Here is a 19,658-nt window from a genome sequence, read left to right as displayed (position 1 = left end):
TTTTTTGAAACTAAGCGGCAATGATTTACATTTGCCGAGAAATTTTTTATATAAAATCAAAAATATGTCTGTAGTAGATTTGATCATGCCTAAAATGGGCGAAAGTATAATGGAAGCCACTGTATTGAAATGGCACAAACAACCGGGAGATGCTGTTAAGATGGACGAAACAGTACTGGAGATTGCCACAGATAAGGTGGATAGTGAAGTGCCTTCTACTGCAGCCGGTACTATTGTTGAAATTTTATTTAAAGAAAATGATGTGGTACCTATTGGTACGGTTATAGCCCGTATCCAATCTGGTGATGGCGCGGTAACACCTGCTCCACAGCAAGCTGCAGCACCCCTTGCACAAGCGGCTCCTGCAGTAACGGCAGCGCCGGTTGCAACAGCAGCACCCGTAGTGAGCGGAACAACTGGCGGTAATCGCTTTTACTCTCCTTTAGTATTGAATATCGCTGCTAAAGAGGGCATTGGCATGACCGAATTGGAAAATATACCGGGTACCGGCAATGAAGGCCGTGTAACGAAAAAAGATATCTTAACATATGTATCCAACAGAGGTGCAGCACCTGCTGTTATAGCGGCCCCTGCTCCGGCAGCAGCTACTGTAGCTGCTCCTGTTGCCACAACACCTGCTCCTGCCACAACCAATCCGGGTGGTAATGTAGAGATTGTGGAAATGGACAGGATGCGTAAGCTGATTGCAGAACACATGGTGCGTAGTAAATCTACTTCACCACACGTAACCAGCTTTACAGAATGTGATGTAACCAATCTGGTACAGTGGAGAGATAAAAACAAAAATGCATTCCTCAAACAATACGGAGAGAAAATCACCTTTACACCGATTTTCATTGAAGCCATTGTAAATTGTATAAAGAAATTCCCAATGATCAATAGCAGTATTGATGGGGATAGAATTATCATCAAAAAGGACATCAACATCGGTATGGCTACGGCTTTGCCAAGTGGTAACCTGATTGTGCCGGTAATCAAAAATGCAGAAGTAAAAAACCTTTTGGGCATCGTTAAAGATGTAAACGGTTTGGCCAATGCAGCAAGAATCAATAAATTAAAAGTTGACGATACACAAGGCGGTACCTTTACCCTGACGAATGTAGGTACTTTCGGAAGCTTGATGGGAACACCAATCATTAACCAACCTCAGGTAGCTATATTGGCTGTAGGAAGCATTAAAAAGCGTCCTATGGTTTTGGAAACACCACAAGGTGATGTGATTGCCATTCGCCAGATGATGTACTTGTCCTTAAGTTATGATCACAGAATCGTAGATGGTTCTTTGGGAGCCAGTTTCTTAACGGCTGTAGCCAATGAATTAGAAGCATTTGACCCTAACAGATCTATATAATCTTACTTAATTTTAGTACCAAAAGACGGCTTTCATCGAAAGCCGTCTTTTTTTGTTTTATACCTTAATTGTTAAATAAGTGCTAAATATAGTATTATGTATTGTAAAGTACCTAATTAAGTACATATCTTTGCAATGTAAACAATAACCTAAAAAACAAAGTATATGACTAACGTAACAGAAAAGTATTGTAATGACTGCGGTGCAGTGATCAATGTAAATGCAGAAATATGCCCTAAATGTGGCGTAAGACAAATGGCTGCTCCGGGCACCTCCGGATTGGTTAATAATGAAGAAGGAAACAGATGGTTGGTAACCCTGCTCTTGTGTTTCTTTGGGGGTACCCTTGGATTGCACAGTTTTTACAACCGTAAGATCGGTATCGGGGTAGTGCAGTTATTAACCTTAGGTGGTTGTGGTATCTGGGCTTTGGTAGACCTGATCATGATCATTACCAACAATTTTAAGGACAATGACGGAAACTATATCACCAATAAAGGGCTGTAAGCAAGCAACAATCCTTTTTTTGGAACGGAACAAATGGTATATAGGATTTGGATTGCTTTATATCGCAACCCTTCTATTGAACCAATATACCAGTTTGGATATAAGTATTCCTTGTTTGTTCAAAAAAGCATTTGGGGTCGATTGCCCGGGTTGTGGCCTTTCAAGAGCGGTAAGCGCTTTGCTGCAAGGAGATATTACGCTGGCCTGGCATCATAACGCCCTTCTGTTTTTACTGATACCTGTTTTAGGATACAGTCTGTTGCAACAATGGATCAACATATATAATAAAATTGTTCACACAAAAAAAGTGCCATGAATGTAGATAACACACAGTCGCAAATGCGAAAAGGCGTGTTGGAGTTTTGCATCTTGTCGATTATCCGTAATGGGGAAGTTTATCCCTCAGAGATTTTAGATAAAATGAAGCAAGCCGGCCTTAACATACTGGAGGGTACCTTGTATCCTTTACTGACAAGACTCAAAAATGCAACTTTATTGAATTATCGTTGGGAAGAAAGCCAGTCCGGTCCGCCAAGAAAATACTTTTCCCTCACAGAAGAAGGGGAAAAGTTTTATCAGGAACTCGCCACCACCTGGGATCAGCTCAGTAATGCCGTAAACAATATTATTAACGCTAATGCCATAGATTATGAATAAGGTAATCAATATCAACTTAGCCGGGCGTTTGTTGCCCATCGATGATGAAGCGTATAGTCAACTCACCACGTACCTCAATTGGTTAAAACAACATTTTGGAAAAGAAAAAGGCGGCATGGAAATCTATAGCGATATGGAAGACCGTATTGCAGAACTTTTTCATGACAAGCTGAAAAAAGACAATGTGTCCATCGCAAAAGAAGATGTACAATCGGTCATTAAAATAATGGGCAGCCCGGAACAAATCGTGATGGAAACTTCCGACGAATTTATAGAACCGGAAATAGAACAGCTGCGCCCGGCACAAGGCCTGCCTCAGAGCAATCTGGCACAGCCATCAGGAAAAAAACTGGTGCGTAACGCCAACGATAAAATACTCGGAGGGGTTTGTAGTGGTGTCGCATCTTACCTGAATGTAGATGTTGCCGTAGTGCGGATTGCCTTTGTGCTCTTAACCTTGCTTTATGGAAGCGGTGTACTGTTGTACTTCTTACTGTGGATCGCTTTACCGGCTTACTTTATCCCCACAACCCAATTAAAAAGAAGATTATACCGCGATCTGGATGGTAAAATATTAGGAGGCGTCTGTAAAGGACTGTCCGCATATATGAACGTATCCGTTAATTGGCTGCGCTTATTCTTTGCCTTTCCGCTCTTAGGGATTATCTTTTTCAATATCATTAATGAAAATGAGCTGGCCTCCTTTTCGACAGCGGCATTTCCAACGTTATCCCTTTTGTATATTGTCCTTTGGGCTATTTTGCCAAAAGCATCAACCCTGACTGATAAAATGGATTTACGCGGCGAAAAAATTGATGTGCAAAACCTCAGTGCGGCCTTGAAAACAGAAAATAGTGCGGTTCCTACACCGGTACGCAATTCCGGAAGCAACTTTTTCGTGGTCTTGCTGAAAATATTTGCTTATACGATCTTATTCTTTGTGCTGGGTACCCTGGCACTGGTGCTTATTGCCATTCTGATCGGTTTACTGGCCCTGCTCTTTGGTTTCTCGACTTTGGGTGTCGCCGTCATGCCCTTCTCCAATATCATCTTTGAGCATTCGTGGCAGTCAAGTTTATTATATATATCGGCTATTTTAGCAGCTGTCATTCCTATCGTGGCGATCATCAGATGGTTGATACACCTGATCAAAAAGCCCAAAAAGACCAACAAATGGGTGGGTTATGGTTTAGGCATCACCTTCATGCTGAGTATTTTTACCCTATTTTATGTTGGGAGCGATCTTTTTTCAGATGTAAAAAAAGAATTTATTCTTGAAGAAAGGCTGTCTATGGTCCAACCAAAGGATACACTCACTATCGGACAGATCAGGGATTCAATATCAACCAGTGCAGAGGACTTTACTTTTGTGAGGGAAACCGTTGCCGGAGGCTATGAATTTGAAGCCATGAGTGTAAAAGTAGTGCCCAGCGCCGATAGCCTCTATCATTTAAACCTGATCAGGCAAAGTAACGGGAAAAATGTCGCTACGGCACAACAATATGCCACGGCCATGCCTTTCCGCTTTGCCCAGGATAGCAGCGGGCTGAGCTTTCCAAGGTACATCTCTCTCGGAGGACCAAAAGTATACAGAGGCCAGTTGCTGACCGCAGAAGTGCAGATTCCCAAAGGCAAAGTATTCCGTATGGGTGATATCCCTAAATCTTTTTCCAAATCCTGGAGAATTAAAGGACACAGAGGCTATACAATCAATGTAAATGATCATCCAAACTGGAAAGCCAATACCTTATATAAAATGGAAAATGATGGCAGCATCAGCCCATTACCTTAACTATTAGTCTATAGTTTGTTTACGGTAGCCGCCCGACGTTCTCGTCGGGTGGCTTTTTTATAAATAGCTTACAACTGCACCCCCAAAGTGGCATAAATGGCCCGGCCCTCTCCCGGAATGATGCCCGGTCCCGGATATCCGGTTGCTCTTCTGGTGGTGTACGTAGCATTACCCAGGTTATTAAGGGATAGCTCAATCAAAAGGTATTTCCAGCGCCAGGCGGCCGAGAGATCGATTAAGGTATAAGCCGGTAACAAACCGATTACTCCACTGAAATTGCCCGAAGTGGCATTGGTGGCATCGGTGTACTGTTGGCTTAAATGACTGAGTTGTACCGATACTTTCAGCTGTTTATACTGGCTTTGTATACCTGTTTTCCAGTTTACTTCAGGTACATACTCTACCTGTTTATGCAGTACATTCGGAAGCTTGCTTTTGCTGATGCGCGAATGGGTGAGGGCAAGATTAGAATATACCGATAGTTTGAATTGTTTTTCCTGCTTTGCCAGGGCATGAAGGATATTGAGTTCGAGAAAACTTTCCAATCCCGAAATTTGGGCGACCCCGATATTGCCCCTTCTGCGAATCACCTGCCCGTTTGTCCGGGCAAAAAAGTACTCGCCAATCTTATTACCATAGTATAAATGAAAACCACTGATGTCAAAACGAAGGCTTGTTCCTAAGTTACCCCTTAAGCCCAAATCGGCACTCCATCCTTTCTCATCGCGGATATTGGGGTCAATTTCCAGAGAGGCATTCACCAATTGTATATCACTAAAAGTCACCGAACGATAATTTTGTGAAATATTGCCATACAGTTCCAGGTCTTGCCGGAATTGGTAGCTGCTGCCAAGCCCGCCTATAAGAAAGCTGCGGGCTAAAGACCGTGATTCCGGAGTCGCCGTTTTGCTAATGATACTATCCCTCAGGTCATAGATGATTTCATTAAACGTACCCGTCGAGCGTGTTTGTATAAATTCAAAGCGAAGACCGGGCGTAATGCTCCATCGATCCGACAAGCGAAAAACCTGTTCTGCAAAAGCTGCCATATTCAGATTTGGGAAGCGATAATCGCTGATCAGCTCATCAACTTCTTTGTGGAACGTAAAATCAGCACCGCTGCCATTGTCTACATTGCCTTGTTTACTTAAAGTATTGCCCTTGTAAATCCTTACTCCGATTAAGGCACTTTGTCTTTTTCCGAATAATTGATAATGATGCAGCAAACGGGATTCAAGTGCATAATTCTGAAAAGTACCGATCAGCAGGTCACGCTTTCCTCCGGGATCGGTCTGTGCAGGTCGATTTGGTCGGAACCCAAGTGCTTTCCGGTGCGCCATAAGACCATAAGCAGTAGTTTGTAAGCTCGTGTTCGGGCTGATTTGGCTCAGCCATTCGATGCTGAACAAGTTCCAGCTAACATCAAACCAGTTGCGTGCGCGGTTGCTTTGACGCGGATCTTGAGCATACATTCGGTCATCAAGACCGCCTGGTTGTTGCGCCAGGTATTTAAGAAGGGTATATTGGAAGCTGATCTTATGCTGATCATTCACCCTATAGGTAATTTCGGTATAAGCATTGATCGCATTAAAACCACTGTTGGGGCGCCAGCCATCCCCACGTTTATAATGCGCATAAGCGATATAATCTATTTTTTTGCCGATATGGCCATTAATGCGGTTGAACGAACCAAAGAAATTCCAGGAACCCAGGGTTTGTTTAGAGGTCAGTTCGAAAGGTTTATTGCCCCCTGCCGGTTTCATTTTGAAGTTGACCAGACCGCCAAATTGGGTACCGAACTGAAGACTGGCCGCGCCCTTTATGATCTCGATCCTTTGCAGGGCATCGGCGGGTGGGGTATAGTAACTTTCCGGATAACCCAGTGCATCGGCGCTGATATCATACCCGTTTTGGCGTACATTGAAATTTGCGGTGCGGTTAGGATCCAAGCCCCTGCCACCAATACTGAGCTGTAATCCGGAACCATCATTTTCAAAAATATTCAGCCCCGTGACCTTGGCATATAGCTGCCGAGTATTATTGTTAGATTTGTTTACCGTGAGTTGCTCCACATTGATTACCTCCGTTTTCTTTCCTACAGTAATTTTCATCCCATCAATCTTGCGCAGGTTGTCAAAATCGCTTGATGCCTTATCGTTAACCTGTACTTCATCTAAAACCCTGGCTTGCCGCAGGGAGTCCGTTTGCGCAAAGATTCTTGGAGTAGCAATAAGGAAGCATGCAAATAATAGCACGTATTTATAAGCCATAAATAATATCGTTGAATGGAGTGATCCAGTCTTTATGTGTAAAATTATCTTTTTCCTGTGCCAGATCCCTGTTCGGATCAATATACAGCACGCTTCTTCTGCCATTGACACTAACATGAATCGTAGCATGGACCTTTGGGTTTTTCCAGCCCATACTTTTGTAATGCCCGGCCAGGAAATGGGCGTATTGCAGGATAAAATCGGCCTGTGTACTCATCATTTTTTCCTGATTAGGACTCAAAAATTCATTATTGTTGATGCCCACCCTCCGGTCGCTGCCTTCCTCTTTAACGACAAATTGGGCATAACCCATTTTCTCCATGAGCATCACCCGCCAGGAAAAGCGATATCCCTCTTCGGTCCAGAATAATGTTCCTTTATAACATAAATACCGCCAGGGAAGCAGCGCCTGAATCGTAAAGAAAAGGATAAATACGATACCCGTCAGCCGTTTGGCGAGCGGGTGGTAATGATAGACATTATAATGTTTGGCCAAAGGTATGGAGGGAAGTATAGCCTTTATCTTAATCCAAAAAGCATCTATACCGGCGGAAGGAAAAAAGATAAGGGTTGACAGGATCATCACATAAGGAAACATACCAATAGGAAACAGGATTGCAGTCGCAATGTGAAACGCTATAACCGTCAAATAAGCCGGTATTCGGGTTCTTTTATAAAAAAGCAACCAGGGAATGCTCAAATCGTAGGCCGCACCAAACCAACTGAAAAAGTAGGCGACCCAGGTTTTATTCAGCAGATTGCCCAGAAGCGGAAGATCATTTTTGGCCGGCAGCCACAGCTTTAGGGGCATGGCCTCCAATAGCCAGTCTGAATTTAACTTCGCCAGGCCGGCATATACATATACTATTCCAAGTAAGAGCCGGATACTTGCAGTAGTCCATAAGGGTACCTGTCGTTTTTGCGTTGCCGGTTTCCGGATATTGTCTAAGGCCAGGTTGCTATGGGCCGGTAAAAAAATCATCAGAAACAGAACCAGGCTCACAAAGTAATAATGGTTCAGGTAGTTTGTTTTGTCGAGTAGTTCTATATAGGTAAAACTCAGGAACAGTACCACCGCAGAAATCCGGTAAAACAAGCCTAAGGCAAATGACAGGGCGCTGATACCACAAATCGCAAATAACCAATACGTATAGTTACCCCAATTGCTTACCCAGTTGAATCCATAATACTTAAAATAAAAGCCGGGGTTAATATAAAGGGTTTCGATCCAGCCTTTGGCAAAAAAACGCAGCATACTGGCTACAATCATCAATCCGAAAAGAATCCTGAAAGTAGCTAAGGAAGCCGAGTAAATGGGCTTCCTTAGTTGATTTATGCGCGTATGTTTTAGTAAAGAATCAGGCAAGGTTTACCTTTTTGTGCCACAAGACCGGGAGCAATCTTTTGTAGTAAAATGACAAAAGAAGAATTGTTGCGGCCAAATAGCGGCCGGTCTCTATATTTTCATGTGGCCGGTTGTCAAAGACAAAATGCATCAGGAAAATGTTCAGTATAATCGGTAGTAAGGTGAGCAGGCCCGCCATTCTGGTTTGAGGGAAAAGCATCAGCAAACCCGAAAGGATTTGAAAAATACCGATTACCTTCAGAAATCCGCTTTGGCGAAAGGTGTTCATCGTCAGATCATATCCATAGGGTGCGGCATAATTTTTCTCTACAAGGATTTTTTGTACAATATCCGCCTGGTTTTCTATTTTAATATTTTTTTCCCGCAGCTTTCCCGGTTCAAATTTTTGAAAACCTTTGTAGATAAAAAAAGCAGCTAATGCCAGCGTTAGCAGGGCATGGATATAGGATACGATGCGTTTTTGGTTCATGTATATATATTTTGAGGGCTTAAGCAAATATATTAGTCCCCGTCGTTATCTAAATAGGTTATGGAGATCCCAAAGGCAGAGACCATATCAACTTTTAGCAAAGCCACGGATAATTGTAATTTATCATATACCGACAACACCGCCACTCGGTTGGTATTGACCCCATCTTTAAGGGTACCGTTCAGGTTTTGTAAGGCAGTCAATCCATTCGTAAGAGAAGTACTAAGGACGGTTGCCATCAAGGTACCGTCACTATCTTTAGTGCCGATACTACTCAGGTACTGCTTCATGCCATTGGTGCTTGCTGTGCCATCATAATTTTTTCCTTCATAAAAGGCAATAAAGCTTTCCAGGGCTTTTATAGCAAGTCTTTTGGATAATTCTGGGCTGTAGTAGGCTTCTACATGACCCGGTAGGGCAACACCTGTCATGGCACCTACAGGATAACCGACCTTGCCCGAACGTAAATAACGCTCATAATACAAGACAACGGCATTAGTCATTTTAGAAAGCCCACCGGCGGCATCTGTTCCTGTGGCATCCACAAACGTATTTCTGCCCGATACCCAATTGTTCTTAACCGTAATTGCTTTTTCCTGCATTTTCCGAATGACATCGCTTAAATATGTTTTATAGGCAGCGGCATTAGCGGCTGTGGTAAACCGGGCGATGGTGCCCGATGCGTCCAGGGCATTGATCAGATAGTCTACAGCCGGAAAACCCTGGGCATCTTTATTCCCAAAAGTCTCCAGGTTATAATTACCTGCTGTGATATTCGCTTCAATTTTGGATTCGGTGGCCGGGTAGGTGTTCATATATGAACGCAAAGAGATTTCTTCCGTTGCCCCAAATTCCAGCATATCTACGGTTTGCCAGGTCAGATAGGCCGTTTCCCAGGCATTTTTTAAGGCGATCAGGCTGGAGTTGTTCGGTGTACTGGTAAAAGCAGCGGCTTGTGTATTCAGGGTATTCAGATCGCGGATGAGGGCATCATAACCGGGCAGTACATATTGATCTGCATAATGACTGAGCATCGGTTTCCTGTCCAGGGCAGCTGTATCGTCTGTCTTCTTCTTGCCTTTATTACAGGCATACAAAGAAAGTAAAAAGACCGTTGACAGACTTGCATACAAAAGGATTTTACGTAACATATGGGATTGCTTTTTTGACAATAAACCAATGGGTTGTTTTATTGAACAGCCCATTGGTTTATATAAAATAAAGAAAAATAAGGTTTAGTGGTTAACCACTGCAGCTTTGTCTACTCCGGTCAGGGTAGCAATCTGATCTCTAACCGCATCAATATCCGCATTCGTCAGGTCCCAGAATCCATTAGGCTTATTCATCAGGGCATCCATTAATTCCTGAGATTTGGTAGCGTTTACTTTTGCATTAAAGGCAAAACGTAAAGAATACACGAAACCCACGCCTTCTGCTAAAGAGTGCATTTTAGCGCCATTGCTGGTTGCCGTTTTGGTTTTGTTGAGGTAACTGATGGCAATCGTTGCAATTGCTTTTTCCAATGAACTGCGAACGGCTGTAATTTGTGCATTACGGGTAGTCAGGTCTTTGTTGACGATAGCTGCTCTACCTTTTAACAGGGCCATATAGATCGCGCTCGGATCTCCACCTACACTTGGGCCTACCTGACGGGCATAGCTACCCAGGAATACTTCCAGCCATTTAGTGGCATCAGCAGGGTCTGGTTTAGGATAGTATTCGTTTGCAGTAAGGTATCCATAAGCTTCATCCCAGTTATGGGCCAAAGCCGTATAGTTTTTACCGGCAATAAGGGCTTCATTATCGGCAGCCATCTTTTCGGTGCCTAAGTAAATATTACTAATCTGGTCTAAAAGCATCGCTCCGATCAGTCCTTTTTGTACCAATTGATTGTATTCAATACCCTTTTCATTAACCAGGTATTTGCTTTCCAGTAAACCTGCAGTACCACTGGTCGCTACCTGAGTATAATGCTCACTGGCCGCTTTTAGTTTCGCAAAGTAAGAAAGAAAGCGCTGGCGCTCCAGTTCTGCATTGGCGGTACTGAATGACTGTGCGGTTTTAGAAATGATTGTCTTGTCTGTGGCGCTGTTCAGTGCTGCATTTGTAAACGGAGCATTGGTATTGCGGAACATATTTTCCATTTTGGTAACATCCAGGGTGGAAGTGGTACCCTTTTTCATATAGGCATCTAATTCAGATAACATTTTGATGCGGGTAGTTTGTCCGTCAAAATTAACCGTTGTGGCACCGGCATCATCTTTAAAGGTATTGAAGTAGTGTGAGGTGCTTGTTAAGGTACTATACTTAATCTTCAGATTGGCCTCATCATTTTTCTTGGTGTCTTTCTTACAGGCACTAAATAATAGTACAAGGGAACCTGCGGTAAGTAAAAGTTGTTTTTTCATTTTTTTAACTGGTTTTTTATGATTCGCTGCAAATATATCAGAGCAAGGTTGGGAAACTGTCGCGGATTAGTCATATATATCCAGATTGCTATATTTTGACAATATAATGACAAATCTTGAACGGGCTGTGGAAAGGGAGTGCTTTCTGATTTTTCAGTTTTGACATATGTGCTTTACTTTCATAATGATAAATTAAAAATGGCACGCGGAATTTTACCGTTTCATAAAGCGGGTCAATGCCTTGATTTGCGTAAGTTTACAATTCATGTTCAAAAAGTATTTCTATCTATGCCCGTAACCTATATTATCATCGGTATATCCGTATTGATCTCCTTATATTGTTTCAAACAGGAAGCTATCCGTCAAAAGCTGATGCTCTATCCTGTTGCCATGCGCCACCCCTTACAGGCCTACCGGCTGATCACTTCCGGCTTTGTTCATGTGGATACAGCACACCTGGTTTTTAACATGATTACCTTGTATTTTTTCGGCCCTTTGCTGGAGCGGTTTATCGGTGCAGATCAGTTTCTGATGCTTTATTTAAGTGGGATTATTGTGGCCAACCTGCCTTCTTTTTACCGGCATATGCATAATCCCCGGTTTGCAAGCTTAGGGGCATCCGGTGGGGTGGCATCTGTCATTTTTGCATGTATTTACTTTATTCCCTGGGAGCGGATCTGTATCTTTTTCTTTCTCTGTATCCCCGCTATTTTATTTGCAGTAGGCTATCTTATTTACTCCGCTATTATGAGTCGGCGGGCAAAGCAAACGATCAATCACACGGCACACTTTTTGGGTTCAGTCTATGGCTTGGTATATATGATTATTATTGATTCGAGTCATGGTGCTTTGTTTTTAGAGCGACTCATGAATTTTCATATGTAGGCTAATATTTATGTAATTATTAATTGAATTTTTATTTTATAGCATATTATAAAAGTATAATTTGAATAGGGTCTGGTTAGCCAGGCCCTATTTTTTTGCGCCTACTATATATTGTTACAATACACTATATGTTGTTTTTACTTCTTTCTTATTGTTGTTTATTTAAATGTGTAATAAGTATTATTTGTGTAATTTGAAAATACCCAAAACGGATTATTTGGGTGGTATGCACCTTCTTTTTATGCTAATATATTAATATGTGTTATAAATATAATATTAAATATTGCTTCCTGCTCCAGTTCTTCTAAATATGAAAATTAGGTACATCTGCTCTTGGAGTAGGGTAGGCTAATTATTTTTTTTACATTCATATTAATGTAAATTAATATTAAATAAAAATGAACAATAATAAATATTAATTTACTAATTATCGAATCGGAGCAATAGTGATGCTGCCGGGATTTTTGGTATCACTTCCGTTTTTTATTTTTATATATAGTAACATATTTCATGTGAAAACTTAAAAAATCATATATTGAAATATATAAGTTAAATGAATTATTCTATATTTTAAATTAGTTAAACTTTATAATAGATATAAAATGAAGTACTTAATTATACTTTAAATGATTTTTATGACATTATGTCAATTTTTATTTTGTTTTATTATTATCTATATTTTAAAATGATGATTTTCAATAAAATATAAAGTCTACTTCATGTTTTATTTATATTAAATCGCAGTTAATCTCAAAAAGTTGTATCAGATTAATAAATTTTATTATTCATAAATACAAGTGCTATAATATTATTTGTTAAAAGGCTAATATTTAGTATATTTACATGATATCTCTTGCAATAATTTAATAATATATATATTATATACATGAAAAATAAATTACAACTATTAACACTGATCTCCTTTTTCTTTTCAAGTATTATTTCATTTTTATATATTAAAAATATACTATCTTTTGACGGTGATATTTTGAAAGTAATTTGGCTCCTGTTTTCTATTATATATTTATTTTACTCAATTCAAAAAAAATCCCTCACAAGCTGGATTATTTTCGCGATGATCGTTGGGGTTCAGGTCGGGCTTAACTTCCCGGATTTCGCCTTTCAGCTTCAGTTTTTAAGTAAGATATTTCTAAGGCTGATCAAAACGATCATCGCCCCGATTTTGTTCGCAACCCTCGTTGTGGGGATCGCCTCTCATTCCAATATGAAGCAATTGGGCCGTATGGGTTGGAAGTCTATTTTATATTTTGAAGTCGTAACGACTTTGGCTTTGGTTATTGGATTGATCGCGATCAACATTTCCCAGGCAGGTAAAGGGGTGGTTATTCCCGCCGGCTTACATGAGGACTTGCCGGCTACTGCAGCAATGAGCTGGCAGGATCATATTATTCATATTTTCCCTGAGAATTTTATTAAATCTATTTATCATGGAGAGGTATTGCCGATTGTGGTATTCAGCATTATTTTTGGGATCGCACTGGCACAACTGCCCATTCATAAGAAAGAGCCGCTGTTGAATTTTACGGAAAGTTTGGCAGACGTTATGTTCCGGTTTACCAATATCATTATGAAATTTGCTCCCCTGGGAGTAGGTGGTGCCATCGCCTATACGACCGCTCATATGGGAATCGATATGTTGATTTCTTTACTGAAATTGCTGATTACTTTATATATAACTTTAGTCGTATTTATCGTGGTGATTTTGGTGCCGATTGCGCTCATCGCAAGGATCAATATCCGGCAGTTTATCAAGGCCGTTTCAGAACCGGTTTCGATTGCTTTTGCGACTACCAGCTCAGAATCGGCACTGCCTTTGGCGATGGAGAATATGGAGAAAATAGGCGTTCCGCGTAAAATTGTGGCCTTTGTACTGCCTACCGGATATACCTTTAATTTGGATGGTACAACGCTTTATTTATCCCTTGCCAGCATCTTTGTGGCACAGGTAGCCGGTAAAGATCTGCCCTTTAGCGAGCAGCTATTGATCGGGCTTACCCTGATGCTCACGAGTAAAGGGGTAGCGGGTATTCCCCGGGCTTCTCTGGTTATTTTAATGGGAGTGGTGACTTCTTTTGATTTGCCTATGCTGCCGGTAATGGCTATTTTGGGTATAGACGAACTGATGGATATGGCCAGGACTTCGGTTAATGTGATTGGGAATTGTCTGGCTAGCGCCGTAGTGGCCCGTTGGGAAGGAGAGCTGGATGACGAAAAAATGAATACAGCTTTTACTGTTGCGGAGCCTTCTTAAGGCTTCTTTTGCGCAAATAGATGGCAATATTGAGTTCAAAACCCAATATAATGATCACGCTGCTGATCGATAGCCAAGCCAAGAACATAAGCAAAGAGCCCAGGGAACCATACACCTTATTGTAGTGGATAATATTAGTTGCAAAATATACAAATACATAGGACACCAGCATACTCATGACAGTGGCAAACCAAGCTCCGGGAGAAAAGAATTTGCTGCGCTCATGCAATGAGGGGCAGAATTTATAGATGAGGCAGATCATCAAAAACATAATAATGAGCATACTCAGCCGGCTGATAATCGTAACTAAAGTAGAATTATGCTCAAACGACTGGAAGAAATAGGCGAGCATATTACTCTGGAAGATCAAAAATGCGACAATCATCAGCGAAAGGAGCATGAGAATGATGGTTAGCCAAATCGCATTCAACCGACGGTTAACGCCCGTTCTGAATTTTGTCGCATCGGACACGCGGTCAAATGCCCGCATCAAGCCCATTAACCCATTGGAAGAGTAGAAGATCGTGAACAGGATCCCTATAGAGAGGAGGTCTCTGCGTTTGGTATGCAGGAAATCGGTGACGATAGCGGAAACGTTTTCAAATATTTTTTCGTTGGGTGATAAGAGTTTTATGGCATCAATGATTGCCGGTTCTGTATTATTTAAAGGCAAGAAGGGCACTAAAGACGCCAGGAAAATCAAAGTTGGCGGTATCGCCATCAGCATATTAAAGGAAATGGCTGCTGCCCGTTCAAAAAGCCTCAGATCCCGATTACCTTTTACAATATCCCCTAAGATCACATAAACAGGGAATCCTTCGAATCCGGGTAGGGTCCAGGTGTGCCATCTTTTTTGCGTTTCAGGTTGATTATTGGTTGGGATTGATACTTTAGCTTTCAAGAAAATGATTATTCGGAACAGGCACAATATTGTGTCACAGCCCAAATGTAATACATTTTTGAAATTCTATGTGTGATCGGTTCCTATAAAGTATAAAGATATATATTATGTTTCCCTCAATATTTAAGTAACAGCTTACGTTTTTTAGCGCCTGTCCTTATGTAGCCTAGTGGCGGCCGATTCTTTATCGGCATTTTGGTATGATATCTATGTTGCTCTACCCTCAGCTGCAGTATCTATCACATATTTTTTATACGACAATTTCGTATCCCTCACGGATAAATGAAATCTTTTTCAGGTTTTTTCAAACGTTTTTTAGAAGACGACCGTCTATATATAGAGTGGGCGCAAATATAGCGTATAGGTTCTCTAAAAGGGAACTATGGCTATAAAGGGTGTTAACTTGATTAACCATTTGCGTCAATACACCATACAATTAAGACAAACCATACAATAGGCCACCAGAACTGGGCGCTTATTAGCAACATAAATACAATTCTACCACCATCAACCAGACACGGCCTCCAAATTGGAGGCCGTGTTATTTTGGGACAATCTTATGGGATGACAATTTGTCATATTCGCTTTTGCCCTATGCTCCGGCAAAAAAGACACAAAAATGCAATGATATAGCCGAATGTTTTGATTTCGGTATGGATTTAGTGTGATACCGTTTTAAGTCCGATAATAGAGGCAATTAAGGTACAGATAAAGAATACACGCCAAAAGGTTGCCGGATCTTTAAATACGAAAATGCCGATCAGGACGGTACCTACCGCACCAATTCCTGTCCATACGGCATAAGCCGTTCCGAGGGGAAGGGTTTGGGTTGCTTTCATGAGTAATAACATACTGATACAGCAAGTGATCACAAAACCGGCGTACCAGCCGTAGGCAGTGCTGCCAGTCGTTTGTTGTGCTTTGCCTAAGCAAGACGTAAAGGCCACTTCAAATAAACCCGCAAAGATCAGGATAATCCAATTCATATAAATTAATTTACAGCGAAGTTCCGGCTTCTTTCTGTATTAATTTTTTACAAATGATAAAAAAGCTATTTGATTTCGGCGCGTATACGGCTCAGGCTTACTTGGGTAATGCCCAGATAGGAGGCAATATGTCCCAGTTGTACCCTTTGTAGCAGATCGGGGTGATTGTGCAGGAGTTCCTGGTAACGCTCTTTGGCGGTCTTGAACTGCCTGGAGATAAGCCGTTCTTCAGTTTTAATCAGTTCCTGTTCTGCAAATTTCCTGCCCCAATTGCTGATGTGGATATCTGTTTCGAACAGTTGTTGTAGTGAACTGGTATGTATCCGGTATAAACTACAGTCTTCCAATAGTTCAATATGTTCATAACCGGCCGCACCGTCTACATAGCTTTTCATCGAGATAATAATATCCTGTTCCTTCCCGAACCAAAAGGTTATATCTGTATCATCGGGATTAGCATAAGCTCTTACAATGCCTTTCTCGATAAAATACATCTGATGTTCTATTTTATCGGCCCTTAACAAGAGGTGGCCTTTGGGGAGCAGCATATGCTCCGCCAGTCGTTCCACCTTATGAAGGGCACTGTCGGGGAGTACATATGTTTTTTGTATGATGGCTGTGATGCTCATTGCATGAAATTACTCTCTTAAGGAGCGTCCGGTATAGTGTAAAAATAATTCCTCCAGGGTATTTACACCAGCTACCTGGGCTTTTAAATCCTGGATACTGCCCTGTACCACTTGTTTTCCATCATCTATAATCGCGACCTCTGTACAAAGGCGTTCCGCTTCGTCCAGCAGATGTGAGGTATACAATATGGTATGGCCCTCTTCATTATAGGCGCTTAAAAAGTCAAGGATCATCGCACGCGAATGAATGTCTACTCCGGCAGTAGGCTCATCAAGAATTAGTAATTCGGGGTCGTGTAGCAGAGAGGCAATAATATTACAGCGTCTTTTCATACCACCGCTAAAATGCTTTACCTGTTTTTTTGCGCTGTTTTGGAGGCCAAAGCGCTCCAGCAGAAAGGAGATTTTATCGTGCAGTGCTTTCTGAGGGATATTGTACAGGCCGCCTATGTAAACAAGGTTCTCCCAGGCGGATAACAGGGGATATAAGGCCACATGTTGGGTTACAATACCCGTTTTTTGTAAGATTTTATGGATATCTGTTTGGGCATCCAGGCCTAACACTTTTACGGAGCCGGAATCGGCTGCGACCAAGCCGCACATAATGGAAATCGTTGTTGTTTTTCCGGCGCCATTAGGACCTAAAAGCCCGGATATCTTTCCTTTAGGAAATTGTAAGTTCAGGCCATCTACAGAGTTAAACTCTGCATGGGGATACTTTTTGTAAAGATTTGTGATGTTTATGGCATATTCCATGGTACTCAATCCTGCATTTTTCGAAGTTAGCAAAGGTACTGCTTATTTCAAATCAGGCCTGCTTTTCTTTAATAAAGCTGCGTATATAATAAGACACATCCTGTGGTTTTTCCCATTGCAGAAAATGACCGCATTGGGCAATTAAGGCAAATTGCAGGTCGCTAAACTTGGGTTGTACGGCCATCATCATCTGTTTAAGGCTTGTTGGATGGATAAACTTATTGGGGATCAGGGTATCTTTTTCTCCAAAGAGCACCAATACCGGAACGTGAATATGAGCAAATTGCGTATCTACAGGTTCTTCCAGCATGGCAGAAATGCACTTATCCATCATTAACCGGTAATGCTCTTTTGTTTGTAACTGCATGAGCGTAATCAGGTCTTTGATGAGCGTTTGCGCACTCGCCGGCAAAATATAGAAGCTATTGTTGATGGCTTTCCGAAGGCTGTTTTCTTCAGTACTCAGCATATCAACAAATAACATTGTGTTTTTGTATAACGATTTCTCCCATTCATTAAAGGTTTCGATACCTGCAGGGGCACATTGGATTAACCCGCTTACATTCGGCTGGTTCTGAGCGGCCAGTGTGAAGGCTATTTGCCCGCCCATAGAATGACCACATAAATAGACCCTTTCTAAGTGTAGTTGCAAGATGAAATCTTTTATTGCATCTGCAAAAAAATGCATGCTGTAGGGATAGGCCATATCCTGGGATGACATGCCGTTGCCCGGTAAGTCTATGGCAATACACCGATAGTCTTTTTTCAACAGATCAATACATTTTTGCCAAGCGATCATCGTATGCCCAAGCCCATGAATGAACAGCAGTACGGGAGCATCTTTAGGCCCTTCGTCACAATAGGCAATTTCGACCGAGCCAAATAATACTTTCTGGTATTGTATCGGATAAGGGTATAATGCTGTGTAATCTGGACTCATGATGTTTTTTATGGTATGATACAAAATAAGGGTTTATCTTTTTGCCAGATAAACCCTTATTGAAAATAAGCTGTATGCTCTTATTGTAATTGCTTTTTGTACGTATAAATATTGCTGATGGTAATAGCGGCTGTGGTGCCCTGTTTCCGCTCATCAATAGTAAAGGTGTTGACATCCACCATTTTGAAATCGCCTTTTACCAAAATAGAACCATCTACATTACTCTTATTGGTATATATTTTGATATAATTCTCGCTTTGTATCACGTAAAATACATTAGCGACATCGGGAGCAGAACTAGTACATTTTGTCCAGTACTCGTCAATGGATAAATCAGAAGTCGATTTGAAAAACCATCTGTTATCCTTAAGACATGGGGCAACACTACCGAAGGTACTTGTCCAGGTATTGGTACTCACATTTACATTAGGATTGTTTTTGAGATCTGTCAATACCCAATGTTTATCCATTAATGTTTTTTCGTAAGAGATGTCAATTTTGGCTTCTTCTTTACAAGAAGTGAAGAGTAGCGTGGAACACAATACGGCAAGTAATACCTTTTTCATATCTAAATAATAATTAATAGTGTAAATATAAAAATAATTTTGAGCAATCCTACATTATTGCGGATTTTCATTTGTTTCTTCTACAGACAAAGGTTGCTGGCGGATACGGATATCCATATTTTCGCCTTCTAATATCGTATTAGGGTAGCCTTGTTCATTTCTGGCTGCAGGCATCTGAAAGTAGACCACCGCCGTGCTGGAATCGCTAATAGACCCATCCCAAACCTCTGTAATGAATATATTGCTCGCGTTGAGTAGTTTAATGGCCTCCCGATAAGGTAAATTGATCAGGTTAGGTACATTTACACTTACATTACTTAAGCCATCACCAACTACGAGATCAATACGCGTGCCTTGTTTGATTTTCTGACCGGGGCGAATAGGTACGCCATTCAACAGTTGTTGTAAAACAGCTCCTTTGGCCATATCCGGTTTGAAAATAGTATCACCCAACACCAGTTTATTACTCTCCAGAATCAGCTGAGCACTTCTAAACGAAAGGTTGACGAGATTGGGCATATCCACTTCTGGCGGATACATTTTATTGACAATTAAAAATATGGTACGGCCCTGTTTTACGATAGATCCTTCCTGTGGTTGCACATCAATCACCTCCATTCCTTTTTTGGTAGGGTCAAATACAGAGTCCACACTCACTTTAAAGCCTTGCTTTTCCAGTTCTTTTAAGGCAATATCCAGTTTTTTGCCCTTCAGTTGCGGCACATTGGTCGATTTACCATGATTAGTCAGCATGCTTAATGATGCAAAAAAAGCAAAATACAAGGCAAAACAAATGGTTACAATAAAGAGTACGTTAAACCAGAACGAGCGAAAAAGTTTTTTCATCAAATGAATATTTTGATCCTTAAATCAAGTGCTAAG

Annotated in this window: 19 protein-coding genes; 7 read left to right on the top strand and 12 right to left on the bottom strand. The window is 41.3% G+C overall.

Annotated features, from left to right (window positions below; genetic code table 11):
- Nucleotides 1-64 precede the first annotated feature (64 nt).
- The 5 genes from DBR32_RS05705 (at nt 65) to DBR32_RS05685 (ending at nt 4,328) form a co-directional block, all read left to right on the top strand.
- On the top strand, nt 65-1,372 hold the full coding sequence (locus DBR32_RS05705; protein WP_124635340.1) for a dihydrolipoamide acetyltransferase family protein: 1,308 nt from the start codon (nt 65-67) through the stop codon (nt 1,370-1,372).
- A gap of 165 nt (nt 1,373-1,537) precedes the next feature.
- A complete protein-coding gene (locus DBR32_RS05700) occupies nt 1,538-1,879 on the top strand; it encodes a TM2 domain-containing protein (RefSeq protein ID WP_124635339.1) in 342 nt (113 codons plus the stop codon).
- Between the two features lie 19 nt (nt 1,880-1,898).
- Nucleotides 1,899-2,195 carry a DUF2752 domain-containing protein gene (locus DBR32_RS05695; RefSeq protein WP_158605921.1) on the top strand — a complete coding sequence of 99 codons (297 nt, stop codon included), beginning with the start codon at nt 1,899-1,901 and terminating at the stop codon, nt 2,193-2,195.
- Complete coding sequence (locus DBR32_RS05690; RefSeq protein ID WP_124635337.1) at nt 2,192-2,536, top strand: PadR family transcriptional regulator; 345 nt, start codon at nt 2,192-2,194, stop codon at nt 2,534-2,536. Before DBR32_RS05695 ends, DBR32_RS05690 begins: the two co-directional genes overlap by 4 nt.
- Complete coding sequence (locus DBR32_RS05685; protein ID WP_124635336.1) at nt 2,529-4,328, top strand: PspC domain-containing protein; 1,800 nt, start codon at nt 2,529-2,531, stop codon at nt 4,326-4,328. Before DBR32_RS05690 ends, DBR32_RS05685 begins: the two co-directional genes overlap by 8 nt.
- Nucleotides 4,329-4,396: 68 nt before the next feature.
- Here the strand turns inward: DBR32_RS05685 and DBR32_RS05680 are convergent, their stop codons facing one another.
- From DBR32_RS05680 to DBR32_RS05660, 5 genes are all read right to left on the bottom strand, one after another.
- Entirely contained in the window at nt 4,397-6,598 is a 2,202-nt protein-coding gene (locus tag DBR32_RS05680) for a TonB-dependent receptor domain-containing protein (protein ID WP_158605920.1), read from the bottom strand.
- Nucleotides 6,588-7,964 (bottom strand): HTTM domain-containing protein, encoded by a 1,377-nt coding sequence (locus tag DBR32_RS05675; RefSeq protein ID WP_199724367.1) that lies wholly within the window; start codon nt 7,962-7,964, stop codon nt 6,588-6,590. The genes DBR32_RS05680 and DBR32_RS05675 overlap by 11 nt, the downstream gene beginning before the upstream one ends.
- Nucleotides 7,957-8,433, bottom strand: a complete 477-nt coding sequence (locus DBR32_RS05670; RefSeq protein WP_124635334.1) for a hypothetical protein — start codon at nt 8,431-8,433, stop codon at nt 7,957-7,959. The genes DBR32_RS05675 and DBR32_RS05670 overlap by 8 nt, the downstream gene beginning before the upstream one ends.
- A gap of 32 nt (nt 8,434-8,465) precedes the next feature.
- Complete coding sequence (locus DBR32_RS05665) at nt 8,466-9,584, bottom strand: imelysin family protein (protein ID WP_158605919.1); 1,119 nt, start codon at nt 9,582-9,584, stop codon at nt 8,466-8,468.
- A gap of 84 nt (nt 9,585-9,668) precedes the next feature.
- Complete coding sequence (locus tag DBR32_RS05660) at nt 9,669-10,841, bottom strand: DUF4856 domain-containing protein (RefSeq protein ID WP_124635332.1); 1,173 nt, start codon at nt 10,839-10,841, stop codon at nt 9,669-9,671.
- Nucleotides 10,842-11,039: 198 nt separating this feature from the next.
- Between DBR32_RS05660 and DBR32_RS05655 the strand changes: the two genes are divergently transcribed.
- Together DBR32_RS05655 and DBR32_RS05650 are read left to right on the top strand one after the other, a co-directional pair.
- Nucleotides 11,040-11,726 carry a rhomboid family intramembrane serine protease gene (locus tag DBR32_RS05655; RefSeq protein ID WP_124635331.1) on the top strand — a complete coding sequence of 229 codons (687 nt, stop codon included), beginning with the start codon at nt 11,040-11,042 and terminating at the stop codon, nt 11,724-11,726.
- A gap of 886 nt (nt 11,727-12,612) precedes the next feature.
- Nucleotides 12,613-13,998 carry a dicarboxylate/amino acid:cation symporter gene (locus DBR32_RS05650; protein ID WP_124635330.1) on the top strand — a complete coding sequence of 462 codons (1,386 nt, stop codon included), beginning with the start codon at nt 12,613-12,615 and terminating at the stop codon, nt 13,996-13,998.
- Here DBR32_RS05650 and DBR32_RS05645 read toward each other — a convergent pair.
- The 7 genes from DBR32_RS05645 to DBR32_RS05615 form a co-directional block, all read right to left on the bottom strand.
- A complete protein-coding gene (locus DBR32_RS05645) occupies nt 13,976-14,899 on the bottom strand; it encodes a YihY/virulence factor BrkB family protein (RefSeq protein ID WP_124635329.1) in 924 nt (307 codons plus the stop codon). The two genes, DBR32_RS05650 and DBR32_RS05645, sit on opposite strands and share 23 nt — an antisense overlap.
- A 659-nt stretch (nt 14,900-15,558) precedes the next feature.
- Nucleotides 15,559-15,885: a multidrug efflux SMR transporter gene (locus DBR32_RS05640; RefSeq protein WP_124635328.1), complete on the bottom strand. Its 327-nt coding sequence runs from the start codon at nt 15,883-15,885 to the stop codon at nt 15,559-15,561.
- Nucleotides 15,886-15,950: 65 nt separating this feature from the next.
- A complete protein-coding gene (locus tag DBR32_RS05635) occupies nt 15,951-16,514 on the bottom strand; it encodes a Crp/Fnr family transcriptional regulator (RefSeq protein ID WP_124635327.1) in 564 nt (187 codons plus the stop codon).
- Between the two features lie 9 nt (nt 16,515-16,523).
- Nucleotides 16,524-17,303 carry an ABC transporter ATP-binding protein gene (locus DBR32_RS05630; RefSeq protein ID WP_233559670.1) on the bottom strand — a complete coding sequence of 260 codons (780 nt, stop codon included), beginning with the start codon at nt 17,301-17,303 and terminating at the stop codon, nt 16,524-16,526.
- A gap of 19 nt (nt 17,304-17,322) precedes the next feature.
- Nucleotides 17,323-18,210, bottom strand: coding sequence for an alpha/beta fold hydrolase (locus tag DBR32_RS05625; protein ID WP_124635326.1), 888 nt, complete (start codon nt 18,208-18,210; stop codon nt 17,323-17,325).
- Nucleotides 18,211-18,290: 80 nt separating this feature from the next.
- Nucleotides 18,291-18,776 carry a hypothetical protein gene (locus DBR32_RS05620; protein WP_124635325.1) on the bottom strand — a complete coding sequence of 162 codons (486 nt, stop codon included), beginning with the start codon at nt 18,774-18,776 and terminating at the stop codon, nt 18,291-18,293.
- A 54-nt stretch (nt 18,777-18,830) separates the two neighbouring features.
- A complete protein-coding gene (locus DBR32_RS05615) occupies nt 18,831-19,622 on the bottom strand; it encodes a PASTA domain-containing protein (protein WP_124635324.1) in 792 nt (263 codons plus the stop codon).
- Nucleotides 19,623-19,658 lie beyond the last annotated feature (36 nt).

It is taken from the genome of Taibaiella sp. KBW10, from assembly GCF_003852495.1.
Taxonomy (GTDB): domain Bacteria; phylum Bacteroidota; class Bacteroidia; order Chitinophagales; family Chitinophagaceae; genus Edaphocola.
This window is presented reverse-complemented; position numbering and strand designations above follow the sequence as displayed.